Below are 11,753 nucleotides of genomic sequence, written 5' to 3'. Positions count from 1 at the left end.
CTTCGTCGACGTTGTTGGTCACGTCACCTTGAGCGTCATCCTCTGCGTCGTCGTCCGGTTCGTCCTCCGCGTCGTCGCCGGGGGTGGCCGGGGCGGGGTCGAGGTCTAGGAGGGGTTCGGTGCCGGTGGGGTCGGTGGAGGCGGCGACCAGGGCTTCGATTTGGGCGGGGATGTCGCCGATGTTCTCGAACGGGAGGGCCAGGGGGAGGGCGTTGGAGATCGTGTAGACCTCGTCCAGGCCGGTGGTGAGCAGGAGCTGGCGGGCCAGGAGCTTGGTGATGGCGCGATTGACGACGTCGGAGTCGCGGAGCGCATCCTGCTGGCCGGCGGGCTGGTAGTGGGCCACGAGGTCCGCGATCTCCTCGCGCGTGATCGTAGGGTCCGTCTGGGCGGTGACGTGGCGGTCCAGGAGCAGGCGCAGGCGCAGCAGCACAATGGTTTCGACCCGGCTCAGGGCTCGCTGCTGGCGCAGGATGCTGGAGCGGGTGCTGCCGCCGATGGCCTCGGGGTCCACCGGGCGCAGCACTGCCACCTTTCGCTCGTGGTCCAGCTGCAGCGTCAGGAACAGTTCGGACAGCCGGCTGCGCAGGATCACCTGGTTGTCCAGCAGCGTGGTCCAGAGCTTCTCGTCCCGGCCGCCGTCGATGTACGGGCCCTTGAGCAGCTTCACCAGGGCTTGGCGGACCTTCATCGGCAGGACCCCGGTGTCCCCGGGGAACAGGGCGGCGCCGTCGACGAACGTATCCCTCGGGGTGACGGTGAACGGGTTCGCGGGGGCCTCGTGCGGGGCGTGCTCGAGCCCTGCGTCCGGCTCAACAGCGTGCTCTTCGGGGGAAAGGTCGGTCATCTTCAATCCTTCTTGAGCGTGACGACGGGTAGGTAGGCGGTGCGGATGGACCCGTCGATTTGTTCGAAGTCCAGCGGCTCCCAGGCCGCCCGGTCGAAGCCGGCGCCCTGATGCAGCGCCATGGAGAGCAGCGCTCGGATGGAGTTGATGTGGCGCTCCTCCGCCGGCAACTGCTCCCAGGCGTCGGCAAGCGTGGCGGCCCCGGCGAGCGCGGCCCGGACCGCTTCGGGGCTGGCCTTGCCGGTGCGCGGCGAGCGCACCCGGTCGGAGTCGCTGAAGGCGATCGGGGCCGCCAGCTTCGGCGGGGCGGCGAATTCGTCCGGGTCAAAGAGCTTGACCATGGCCAGCGACTCGAAGCCGGCGTTGAACAGCACTGGTCCGCGCACCAGTCCGGGGCGTTCGCGCTCGTATGGCAGCGAACGGATCGCCTGCTCCGCCTCGCGCAGCACCTTGCGGAGCCGCACCGACTGGCGGTAGTCGTCGCTCTGGACATACGTATTGAGGCTTTCGCTGAGCTTGCCGTAGATCCGCTGGATCTGGCTGTGCTGGCTGCGGAGCTCCGCCACGAGGTTCTTCAGGGTCTCGCGTTCGTCCTGGCTCAGTTCGTCCGCGAACTGGCGGCTCAGCACCTCGCCGATCGCCGAGCGGAAGCGCAGCTGCTGCTGCGGGTCTTCCAGGAACGCGGTAAAGGACCGGAAGGTCCTGCCCTCCGGGCTCTGCCGGAGCCGCTTGTCCGCCTCCAGCACCTGCGCCATGGTGGCGCCCTTGCTAAGGGACTCCTCGATGATCTGGTTCCGGAGCTCCCCCACGAGCTCCTCGATCCGGTCACGCATCTTCTTGTAATCCGCGGGCAGGCTCGCGGCGAGGTCCAGGATATTGCCGGCCGCCTCGACAGCCTCCTCGTCATCGAGCAGCCCGTCGAACTCCCCGGAGCTGATGTCCTCGATCAGCTGGCGGCGTTCGCCGATCTCTTCCTCGAGGGACTCCAGCCGGGCGCTCTGGTCCGGGTTGGTCTCGTTGGCGAGCTTCTCGACGTCGCCCAGCAGGGTGCCGAGCCGGGAGCCGTTCAGGGTGGAGCGTTCGCTGGAGAGGCTGTCGAGGAAGGCCAGGACGCGGGCCGCGGGCTCGGTGACCTCGTACACGATCTGGCCGGACTGGTTGCGCCGGGTCAGGAAGTTCTTGCGCGTCCACTCGTCCCCGAAGCCTTTGCCGTTGGCCGAGCCGCCCAGCCCGGGATCGTCACGCCGGAGCTGTTCCAGGAACGCGTCGACGTCGGCATGGAACTGCTCGAGCGGCAGCTGCGGCCGGGTCCGGGTGAAGGAAGCCTGCAGGACGGCGATCACCCAGGGCGCCGAGCGGGTCAGCGCCCAGGCCGGCCCTTTGGTGAGGAGTTCGAGGTCCCGCAACCGGGCGCTGATGGCGTCGGCGGAGGACACAGCGGAACGGGACACGCACTTCTCCAATCGCTGCCGGGGGGGTGGGTCGGGCAGCGGATCACGGAAAACTGCCAACTACAAGGTTAACGCAGCCCTCCGGGCTTCCCGCGACCTCGCCGTGACCTACGTCCGGGTAGCATTTCGATCCCGTATCAAGAGCCGGGGCGCGCCCGGCCGACTCTGGCTGGCTCTCCTCCGCCGCCCTACGCTCGGCCTACTGGTTTAGCCGAAGCGACGGTGCAGGAGGAAGAATGCAGCTCGATCTCAGCACAGTGGAAACCGGAACCCTGGTGTTCTTCGGGACACTGCTGTTCGCTTTCCTGATAGCCCTCTTCATTGCGGTGGCAGCCTTTGCCGCGCTGGTCCTGGTGGGCCTCGGCCGGCTGTCGTGGCTCGTCACCGCCGGCGTGCTGCTCGGGCTGGTCCGCTGCATCAACACCGGCTGGGACCTGCTGCTGCACCACGCCGCCGCCGTGGAACTGCCGGGCGACTTCCCCGGGGAGCTAATAGGGCAATCCTCCCCTAGTACCGGGACCTACCCGCGGGTAGCGTTGCGGGACAGCTGAAGGGTCCTCCACCCGCGGCGGATCCAGGGCTCTAGCCGGAGAACCCGGTGACAGGAGATGCCCCGTGAGTTCCGCCGTCGACAACCCGGCCACCGACGATCCATCCACCGACAGCCCCGCCGCCGAGGTCCCGGTGGCCCCGGAAAACATCGGCCCCGAGGCGAGCGCGGCGGATGCCCGCGCCGTCGCCGAGGCCGCCCGGGAAACTTCCTGGGACCGGCCCAGCTTCGCGAAAGGCCTGTACCTGGGCAGTTTCGACCTCAGCCTGGTGCACCCCTGGCCGCAGGCGCCGGCGGACGACGTGGAACGCGGCGAGGCGTTCATGGAACGGCTGACCGCGTACTGCCGCACCATGTCCGGCCGCACCATCGAACGCGAGGCCCGGATCCCCGACGAATACCTCTCCGGCCTGGCGGCCCTGGGCGCCTTCGGCATGAAGATTCCCCGCGAGTACGGCGGTCTGGGCCTCTCACTGGTGTACTACGGCCGGGCACTGGCCCTGCTCGGGTCCGTCCACCCCAGTCTCGGCGCGCTGCTCTCGGCGCATCAATCCATCGGGGTGCCGGAGCCCGTCAAGGTGTTCGGCACGCAGGAACAGAAGCGCGAGTACCTGCCGCGCTGTGCCGCCGGCGCCATCACTGCCTTCCTGCTCACCGAGCCCGACGTCGGCAGCGACCCGGCACGGATGGGCAGCACGGCGGTACCTTCCGAAGACGGCAGCTCCTACGTACTCGACGGCGTGAAGCTGTGGACCACCAACGGTGTCATCGCTGAGCTTGTCGTGGTGATGGCGCTCGTGCCGGCGCACACCGACGCGGACGGCACGGCGCACAAGGGCGGGATCAGCGCGTTCGTCGTGGAGATGGATTCCCCCGGCATCACGGTGGAAAACCGCAACTCATTCATGGGCCTGCGCGGCATTGAGAACGGCGTTACCCGCTTCCACCAGGTCCGGGTGCCCGCCGCCAACCGGCTGGGCCGCGAGGGCCAGGGGCTGAAAATCGCGCTCACCACGCTCAACACCGGCCGGCTCTCCATTCCTGCGCTGTGCGTGGCGTCGGGGCGGTGGAGTCTGAAGATCGCCAGGGAATGGTCCACCGCCCGCACCCAGTGGGGCCGCCCGGTGGGCGAGCACGAAGCGGTGGCCAAGAAGATCGCCTTCATCGCCGCGAGCGCCTTCGCGCTGGACGCCGTGTTCGAGCTCTCCGCCGAGCTCGCCGACGCCGGACAGAAGGATGTCCGGATCGAGGCCGCACTGGCCAAGCTCTGGTCCACCGAAATCAGCTGCCGGATCGCCGACGAACTGGTGCAGATCCGCGGCGGCCGGGGCTTCGAAACGGCCGAGTCCCTGGCGGCCCGCGGCGAACGCGCCGTTCCGGCCGAACAACAGCTGCGGGACCTGCGGATCAACCGGATTTTCGAGGGGTCCTCGGAGATCATGCGGTTGCTGATCGCGCGGGAAGCGGTGGACGCGCACTTGTCCGCTGCGGGGGCGCTCGCGTCCGCGGACGCCAGCCTGTCCGAAAAGGCGAGGGCGGCTGTCGGTGCGTCCGGCTTCTATGCCCGGTGGCTGCCGAAACTTGTGGCCGGCACCGGGATGGATCCGCGCTCCTACAGCGACTTCGGCCGGCTCGCCAGGCATTTGCGCTCTGTGGAGCGGGCCTCGCGTCGGCTGGCGCGCCAGACCTTTTACGGGATGGGGCGCTGGCAGGCAGGTCTGGAACACAAGCAGGCCTTCCTGGGCCGGATCGTGGACATCGGGGCCGAGCTGTTCGCGATGGCCGCGACCTGTTCGCGGGCAGAGATGCTGCTGCGGACCGCGCCGGACCGCGGCGCCTCGGCCTACGAGCTCGCCGATGCGTACTGCGAACAGGCCCGGGTCCGCGTCGAGGAGTATTTCGACCAACTGTGGCGAAACACCGACGACGGCGACCGCGCCCTGGCGCGCAGGGTGCTCGCCGGCGGTTTCGAATGGCTGGAGGCGGGAGTGCTGGACCAGTCGGAGGGGACCGGACCATGGATTGCAGACGCCAGCCCGCGGGCCTCGACGAAGGAGAATTTGCACCGCAACTACCGCTGACCTGCGGCTTTACCCGGCGCCCTGACGGACGCGCCAATAGTAAGCACCCTTGCTATTGGGTGTTCGGCGTGCTTAGGTGGAGGCAAGACCTGATGACGGTCGAAGCATTGCAGTGCCCGGCCCAAACGACGGACCCGGGTGGATCAATGAAAGCGAGCAGCCATCATGAGCAGCACAGCAGGCCCCGAAGACAGGACTCCCCGCCGCCCCGACGCCGTGGACGGAGATCCCGGCCGCGACGGCCGGATCCACGACGCCCGTCTGGAGGGCGCAAGCGCGGAGCGGCCCATTCCGGCCGACGAAGCGGCCGGCCGCCGCCCCGAGGCACGCGCAGAGGACCGCGCCGCGATGCGCACCGAGGACCGGGCAGACCGCCGCGCCGAGGCACACGCCGAAGACCGCGCGGAACGCCGGGCCGAACGCGCCGACGACACCCGGGCCTTCCCCGCCGCGGCGGCGGCCGGCGCCGCGGGCACAGCCGGCCGCGACCACCGGCCGATCCACGCCACCCGCGACGAGGCCTATGTCAATGACACGGTCGTGGACGAGGTCCCGACCCGCGAGACGGTCGTGGCCCGGGAGAAGGAACAGTTCGGCGGCATCAAGATCGGTTCGGCGTTCTTTGGCTGGCTGGCCGCCACCGGCATGGCCGTCCTGCTCACGGCCCTGGTCGCCGCCGCGGGCACCGCCGTCGGCCTGGCCACCAACACCAACGTCAACGTCAACGAGGCAGTCAACCAGGCCTCGCAGAACCAGAGCGTGGGCATCGCAGGCATCATCGCACTGCTCGTCATCCTCTTCGTCTCCTACTACTGCGGCGGCTACGTGGCAGGGCGGATGGCCCGCTTTAACGGTGCCCGCCAGGGCCTGATGGTGTGGATCTGGGCGCTGATCGCCTCGATCGTCGTCGCGATCCTGGCCCTCACCGCGGGCAGCCAGTACAACGTACTGGCCAACCTGAACAGCTTCCCCCGTATCCCGGTCAACGAGGGCGACCTCACGGCCACGAGCATCATCGCCGCCGTCGTGGTGGCGGTTGTCGCCCTGATCGGCGCCATGCTCGGCGGCCTGGCCGGCATGCGCTTCCACCGGCGGGTGGACCGGGCCGGTTTCACCCCGGTAGACACCGTCGAGGAGCGCTAGGCCAGGCTTAGCTCGTCCACGTAGTACCAGCGCCGGTCCTGACGGACGAAGCGGCTGGTTTCGTGGTGCACGCCGGCCTCGCCCCCGTGCCGGAACCAGGCCTTGAACTCGACGGTCCCTTCGGTGTCCAGCGGTCCGCCGCGGCGGGTGGAGACAATATCCAGCCGCCGCCACTGCATCGCCGGGTCAAGGTCCAGCGCCGCCGGACGGGTGCTCGGATGCCACGTCTTCAGCAGGTACCCGGCGCCCCGTACCACGAACGCACTGTAGCGCGACCGCATCAGCTGTTCGGCGGTGGGGGCCTCCGCGTCCCCCCGGTGGAACCGGGCGCAGCACTGCCCGTACTGCTCTCCGGAAAGGCAGGGGCACCGCGCATCAGGTGCGACGCCGGGAGACGGGGTATTACTGGTCTGGGCGTCGGTCACGGGAGTCCTTCCGGCAGGGCCGGGCGGTCCGGCGTGGGCTGCCTCCGACTATAGACGGCCAGCCGGCAGCCCCGGCTGACGGGGAAAACGCCGGGCCCGGGAAGGCGCCGGTATCAGCTTGGACACATCCTGCCGCGGCGGGCGGTTTCCCCGCGTGTCCGGCAAGATTTGTCCGTATGGTTAAGAGGGCTGAAGCCCGGTGGGCGGACTGCCGCGCAGACCTCAATGCAGGCTGGATTGGAGAGGCGAAGTGGAAGATCCGACGACGCTCGGGATAAACCTGACCTTCTTCGGCACCCTGGGCATCGGCCTCCTCATGTTCCTCGGCGTGTTCCTGGCCTTTGTCATCACCCTGCTGATCGCGGGCGCAGGACGGCTGCTCGCCGTGGTTTTCACCGCGCTGTTCCGCGGCGCTGCCGGGGCCTCTAAGGGCCTTCGGCGGACTCCGGAGAGCGCCCCGGCCGCCGGCACGATTTCCGAGGCTGCCGCCGATGCCAAGCCCGGCCGGCCGCTGAGGACCGGACGGCCTGCCCGCCGGGAACCGCAGCTGTCCGCGGACTGGGCCGCCGCCGTCGAACGCGCAGATGCCCGCGCCCGGGACCGCGCCAAGGCCGAAGCCGCCCGCACGGCCCGCGCCCAGCGGCCCGACCAGGAAACGGAGCGCAAGGCCAGCTGAGGCCTTACCGCTGCGCGGCATCTGGGCTACGTTGGAAGCCATGGAATTCAGATACCTCGGTCACAGCGGCTTCAAGATCTCGGAAATCACGTTCGGCAACTGGCTCACCCACGGATCGCAGGTGGAGAACGACGTCGCCACCCAGTGCGTGCGGGCCGCCCTCGACGCCGGCATCAGCAGCTTCGACACCGCCGACGTCTACGCCAACACTGCCGCGGAGACCGTCCTCGGTGAGGCACTCAAGGACGAGCGGCGCGAATCGCTGGAGATCTTCACCAAGGTCTTCGGCCCCACCGGCCCCAAGGGGCACAACGACCTGGGACTGTCCCGCAAGCACATCATGGAATCCATCAACGGGTCCCTCACGCGGCTGCAGACCGACTACGTCGACCTCTACCAGGCGCACCGCTACGACTACGAGACGCCGCTGGAAGAGACCATGCAGGCCTTCGCGGACATCGTCCGGCAGGGTAAGGCCCTCTACATCGGCGTCAGCGAATGGACCGCCAGCCAGATCCGCGACGGGCACGCCCTGGCCAAGCAACTCGGCTTCCAGCTGATCTCCAACCAGCCCCAGTACTCCATGCTCTGGCGGGTCATCGAGGCCGAGGTCGTCCCGACTTCGGAGGAGCTGGGCCTGTCACAGATCGTGTGGTCACCGATGGCCCAGGGCGTGCTGAGCGGCAAGTACCACCCCGGCAAGCCTGCACCGGAGGGCAGCCGTGCCACGGACGCCAAGGGCGGAGCCCGGATGATCGAACGGTGGATGTCCGACGAAGTCCTCACCGGCGTCCAGCAGCTCAAGCCGATCGCTGACGAGGCGGGCCTGACCATGGCCCAGCTGAGCATCGCCTGGGTGCTGCAGAACAAGAACGTGGCCTCCGCCATCATGGGCGCGTCCCGTCCCGAGCAGGTCGAAAAGAACGCGGCGGCGGCCGGGGTGAAACTCGAGCCGGCCGTCATGGACAAGATCGACGCCGCGATCGGTTCCCTCGCCGAGCGCGACCCTGCGCAGACGAAATCCCCGGCCTCGCGCGAGGCCTAGGCACCCGCCGGGGGCGCCCCGCGAGCCGCCCGGGCCGGTATTGACGGCTTCCGGGCGGCGGCGTAAACCTGAGACCAGGCGGACCGTCGACAGAATCGCAGTGCCATGCCGAAACAACTCTCCAAACACACCTCCCCCGTCATGGCGCGGCGCCGGCAGGCGCAGCGGCTCGCGGCCCATCCCGGCGAACCCAGCCACGGGCCGCTGACGGCCGAGGAGCTGCAGCTCGCGGTGCGGAACCATTCAATGCCGCTGGAGGCCCTCCGGAACGACGTCACACCGCCCGGGCTGCACTACCTGCTGGACCACTTCGACATCCCGGCCATCGACGCCGACAACTGGCACCTGCGGATTGGGGGTACGGTGCAACGCTCGCTGGAGCTCAACCTCCGGGCATTGCGCGGCGCGCCGAGCATCAGCGTCCCGGTCACGCTGGAATGCGCCGGCAACGGCCGGTCCCTGCTCAAGCCGCGGCCGCTGAGCCAGCCCTGGCGGCTGGAGGCCGTGGGCACGGCCGTCTGGACCGGGGTGCCGCTGGCCTACCTGCTGTCCCAGGCCGGCGTCGACGAGGACGCCGCGGAGGTGGTGTTCACCGGCGCGGACGCCGGCATCCAGGGCGGCGTCCGCCAGCAGTACGCCCGGAGCCTGCCGGTCAGCGAGGCGCTGCGGCCCGACGTCGTGCTGGCCTACCGAATGAACGGGGCGGAGCTGCCACCGCAGCACGGCTACCCGCTGCGGCTCGTGGTCCCGGGCTGGTACGGCATGGCCAGCGTGAAGTGGCTGTCCTCGATCAGGGTCCAGGCGACGCCCTTCGACGGCTTCCAGCAGTCCGTTGCCTACCGCTACCAGCAGGACGCGGACGACGCCGGGACGCCGGTGACGTGGATCAAGGTCCGGTCGCTGATGGTTCCGCCGGGCATCCCGGACTTCTTCACCCGCGAGCGCGTCCTGGCCCCGGGGCCGGTGATGCTGACCGGCCGGGCCTGGTCCGGAAACGGCCCGGTCCAGCGGGTTGAGGTAGGGATCGACGGCACCTGGCTGCCCGCACAGCTGGACCGCCCGGCGGCACCGTTCGCCTGGTGCGCCTGGTCCCTGCCGTGGGTCGCGGACACAGGGCAGCACGAACTGTCCTGCCGCGCCACGGACGCGAGCGGCGCCACGCAGCCGTTGGAGCCCGTGTGGAATTACCAGGGCATGGGCAACAACGTGGTGCAGCGGATCAAGGTCACCGTGCAGTAGCGCCGCTCAGTAGTCGACGATCGCGCCGCTGGAGATGTTGATAGTGGCATCGGTGATGGCGCCGGCCCTGTCCGAGGCGATGAAGCTGGCCACATTGCCGACGTCCGCCAGGGTGGCAGTCCGGTTCAGGTGCGCCGCGTTGGCAATGCCCACCACGATCTCCTCGCGGCCCTCCACCTGCCACGGAATGGTTTCGATGATCCCGCCGGTCACCATCGTCACCACGCGGACGCCGTGCTTCCCCAGCTCCATCGCCCACTGCCGGCGCTGCCCGTCCATGGCGTCCAGGGCCACCTTGAAGCCGCCGAGGCCGGTCATGGTCTGCGGGCCGGAGCCGCCGAACATCAGCACCACGCCGGATTTCTGCTTCACCATGTAGCCTGCGGCGGCGCGGGTGGTCAGGAAGTGGGTCCGGGCGGCCAGGGTGATCGGCTGGGTGAAGTCGTCGACGTCGATCTCCATCAGGGGCTGCTGGATGTCGCCGAAGGAGATGACGTTGAACGAGATGTCGATGCGTTTGGCCTTTTTCGCGGCAGCCGCCACGAAGGCGTCCACCTGTTTCTCGTCCAGCGCATCGACGACGGCGGTCTCCGCCGCGCCGCCGTCCTCGCGGATGTCGCGGGCGACTTTTTCGAGCCGGGCCTCGGTGCGGCCGGCAAGGTAGACGGTGGCGCCCTCGGCCGCGAATGCCCGCGACACCGCTCCCCCGATCGCACCGCCGGCACCGTAGACCAGCGCCGTCTTGCCCTGCAGCAGGCCGCCGCCCGGCGTCTCGTTTATCAGCATGTGTTCCTGCCTCCCGCCGCGGAGTGGTGAATGCCTCCACTATGTTCCCGCCGGGCGCAGGTGGCAAGCCTGCGGACAGCTGAGGACCGGACGGCTCAGGACGAGAGGGTCCCACGGACAATACTCACGCTGGAGTGCGCCGGATTGCCGTCCATCGGCTCGTCCGACACGTCAACGATCGGGTACTTGGCGAGGTCCAGGCCCGCAGGCACCGCAAAGGATCCGGCATCGGAGGTCATGACGCCCAGGCTCACCAGCCGCGAGAGGTCCGGCGCGATCAGCCACACCTCCTGGTAACCGCGGGCCTCGTTCTTGTCGACCCGGACCTCCAGCGTCCGCTGCCCGTCCCCGGTCTCGACGACGCGGGCCACCCCGCTGGCGGAATGCCGGTCCACGGGGGCAAGTTCGGCCTGGGCCAGCGGAGTCACCGCGGGCCGGCTTTGCTGCGCGGACCAGACGATGCCGGCGGTGAGCAGTGCGGCGGCCGCCGCGGCAGCCAGCCACACGCCCGGACGGCGCATCCAGCCGGCGCCGCCGCGCGGCCGTTTCCTGCCGTCGCGTTCCTTCGGGGCCGGTAGCGGCACCGGCGGCGGGGGTGCCGCCGTCGTCGGGCCGGCGGCTGGCGGCGCTTGGGTCCGCGACGGTCCCAGCGGATCGTCGGCGACGGCGTCGGAGAGACCGAGTGCGCTGTGGATTCCGGCCCATACCCGCGGACCCGGGGGTTCGAGGGCGCCGGCTCCGAGCCCGGTGTCCAGCCCCGGCTTGGCCGCGACGACGGCGCGGCGAAGCCCCGCATAGTCCTCCGCGCAGTCGGGGCAGGAACGGAGGTGGGCCGCGGCATCGTCTCCGAGATCCTCGCCGAGGGCCAGCAGGCTCAGTGATTCAGGATCAAGATGTTGCACGGTCTACCTCCAATCGGCTTTTGAGTTGGGACAAGCTGCGGCGGATGTGGCTCTTGACCGTACCAAGCGGCAAGTTGAGCTTCTGGGAGATTTGCGAATGGGTCAGGTCGTCGTAGAAGGCAAGCTTCAGGATGGATCCTTGCGGCTCCCCGAGCTTCTCCAATTCCCCGTCCAGCAGGATGCGGTCGGCCAGGGCTTCGGCGGCGGTTTGCCCGGTGGCCGGTTCCGGGTCCGGAGCACGTTCGACGGCGGCCAGCACGCGCCGGGTTTCGCGCGCCGAGGCCGCGTGGGCGTCCGCGATGGCGTTGCGGGTGATACCCACGATCCAGGCGGGCAGCCGTGCCCGCGCCGGGTCGAACGCGGAGCGGGAGCGCCAGACGCGGATGAACACTTCCTGGGTGACGTCGTCGGCCGCGGCCGGGTCGCGCAGCGAGCGCCGCGCCAGCGTGTGCACCAGCGGCGAGAACTGCCGGTACGCCTCCGCCAGGGCGGCTTCGTCCCCGGCGGCGAAGGACTCATTCAGGGCCGCGTCCCAGGCCGGCGAAGCCTCGAAAGGTGCCAAACCAGGCTCCTTCCCGCTCCTGGTGGGGACGCTGGAGGCCGGCATC

The 11,753-nt window shown here is 69.5% G+C and carries 11 protein-coding genes and 1 pseudogene; 6 read left to right on the top strand and 6 right to left on the bottom strand.

Annotated features, from left to right (window positions below; translation table 11 throughout):
- Positions 1-40 precede the first annotated feature (40 nt).
- Both ACTWLI_RS06815 and ACTWLI_RS06810 read right to left on the bottom strand, forming a co-directional pair.
- Positions 41-847 (bottom strand): annotated as a pseudogene (locus ACTWLI_RS06815) (DUF4194 domain-containing protein); the annotation flags it as partial.
- 2 nt (positions 848-849) lie between these two features.
- Positions 850-2,298 carry a DUF3375 family protein gene (locus ACTWLI_RS06810; RefSeq protein WP_445155886.1) on the bottom strand — a complete coding sequence of 483 codons (1,449 nt, stop codon included), beginning with the start codon at positions 2,296-2,298 and terminating at the stop codon, positions 850-852.
- Positions 2,299-2,534: 236 nt separating this feature from the next.
- Here ACTWLI_RS06810 and ACTWLI_RS06805 point away from each other — a divergent pair, with 236 nt between their 5' ends.
- The 3 genes from ACTWLI_RS06805 to ACTWLI_RS06795 all read left to right on the top strand — a co-directional run bounded on the left by ACTWLI_RS06805 (position 2,535) and on the right by ACTWLI_RS06795 (position 6,072).
- On the top strand, positions 2,535-2,849 hold the full coding sequence (locus ACTWLI_RS06805) for a hypothetical protein (RefSeq protein WP_445155885.1): 315 nt from the start codon (positions 2,535-2,537) through the stop codon (positions 2,847-2,849).
- 64 nt (positions 2,850-2,913) lie between these two features.
- The gene (locus ACTWLI_RS06800; protein ID WP_445155884.1) at positions 2,914-4,929 is read left to right on the top strand and encodes an acyl-CoA dehydrogenase family protein; all 2,016 of its coding nucleotides are present in this window, start codon (positions 2,914-2,916) and stop codon (positions 4,927-4,929) included.
- Between the two features lie 165 nt (positions 4,930-5,094).
- The gene (locus tag ACTWLI_RS06795; RefSeq protein WP_445155883.1) at positions 5,095-6,072 is read left to right on the top strand and encodes a hypothetical protein; all 978 of its coding nucleotides are present in this window, start codon (positions 5,095-5,097) and stop codon (positions 6,070-6,072) included.
- On the opposite strand, the gene ACTWLI_RS06790 is transcribed toward ACTWLI_RS06795, so the two are convergent.
- Entirely contained in the window at positions 6,069-6,497 is a 429-nt protein-coding gene (locus ACTWLI_RS06790) for a YchJ family protein (protein ID WP_445155882.1), read from the bottom strand. The genes ACTWLI_RS06795 and ACTWLI_RS06790 overlap by 4 nt on opposite strands.
- Positions 6,498-6,747: 250 nt before the next feature.
- Between ACTWLI_RS06790 and ACTWLI_RS06785 the strand changes: the two genes are divergently transcribed.
- The 3 genes from ACTWLI_RS06785 to ACTWLI_RS06775 all read left to right on the top strand — a co-directional run bounded on the left by ACTWLI_RS06785 (position 6,748) and on the right by ACTWLI_RS06775 (position 9,457).
- A complete protein-coding gene (locus tag ACTWLI_RS06785; RefSeq protein ID WP_445155881.1) occupies positions 6,748-7,173 on the top strand; it encodes a hypothetical protein in 426 nt (141 codons plus the stop codon).
- 40 nt (positions 7,174-7,213) lie between these two features.
- Positions 7,214-8,218 (top strand): aldo/keto reductase family protein, encoded by a 1,005-nt coding sequence (locus tag ACTWLI_RS06780; protein ID WP_445155880.1) that lies wholly within the window; start codon positions 7,214-7,216, stop codon positions 8,216-8,218.
- A gap of 141 nt (positions 8,219-8,359) precedes the next feature.
- Positions 8,360-9,457, top strand: a complete 1,098-nt coding sequence (locus ACTWLI_RS06775; RefSeq protein ID WP_445156139.1) for a sulfite oxidase — start codon at positions 8,360-8,362, stop codon at positions 9,455-9,457.
- A gap of 6 nt (positions 9,458-9,463) precedes the next feature.
- Here ACTWLI_RS06775 and ACTWLI_RS06770 read toward each other — a convergent pair whose 3' ends face one another.
- The 3 genes from ACTWLI_RS06770 to ACTWLI_RS06760 all read right to left on the bottom strand — a co-directional run bounded on the left by ACTWLI_RS06770 (position 9,464) and on the right by ACTWLI_RS06760 (position 11,752).
- Positions 9,464-10,243, bottom strand: coding sequence for an SDR family NAD(P)-dependent oxidoreductase (locus ACTWLI_RS06770; RefSeq protein ID WP_445155879.1), 780 nt, complete (start codon positions 10,241-10,243; stop codon positions 9,464-9,466).
- Positions 10,244-10,338: 95 nt separating this feature from the next.
- Positions 10,339-11,145: an anti-sigma factor gene (locus tag ACTWLI_RS06765; protein WP_445155878.1), complete on the bottom strand. Its 807-nt coding sequence runs from the start codon at positions 11,143-11,145 to the stop codon at positions 10,339-10,341.
- Positions 11,132-11,752, bottom strand: coding sequence for an RNA polymerase sigma factor (locus ACTWLI_RS06760; protein WP_445156138.1), 621 nt, complete (start codon positions 11,750-11,752; stop codon positions 11,132-11,134). Before ACTWLI_RS06760 ends, ACTWLI_RS06765 begins: the two co-directional genes overlap by 14 nt.
- Position 11,753 lies beyond the last annotated feature (1 nt).

It is taken from the genome of Arthrobacter sp. Hor0625 (assembly GCF_052567525.1).
This window is presented reverse-complemented; position numbering and strand designations above follow the sequence as displayed.

Bases quoted from the DNA above. Each gene is read 5' to 3' on its own strand.
- ACTWLI_RS06775 (WP_445156139.1), top strand. From the start codon at position 8,360: ATGGCGCGGCGCCGGCAGGCGCAGCGGCTCGCGGCCCATCCCGGCGAA.
- ACTWLI_RS06795 (WP_445155883.1), top strand. From the start codon at position 5,095: ATGAGCAGCACAGCAGGCCCCGAAGACAGGACTCCCCGCCGCCCCGAC.
- ACTWLI_RS06805 (WP_445155885.1), top strand. From the start codon at position 2,535: ATGCAGCTCGATCTCAGCACAGTGGAAACCGGAACCCTGGTGTTCTTC.
- ACTWLI_RS06760 (WP_445156138.1), bottom strand. From the start codon at position 11,752: ATGCCGGCCTCCAGCGTCCCCACCAGGAGCGGGAAGGAGCCTGGTTTG.
- ACTWLI_RS06770 (WP_445155879.1), bottom strand. From the start codon at position 10,243: ATGCTGATAAACGAGACGCCGGGCGGCGGCCTGCTGCAGGGCAAGACG.
- ACTWLI_RS06780 (WP_445155880.1), top strand. From the start codon at position 7,214: ATGGAATTCAGATACCTCGGTCACAGCGGCTTCAAGATCTCGGAAATC.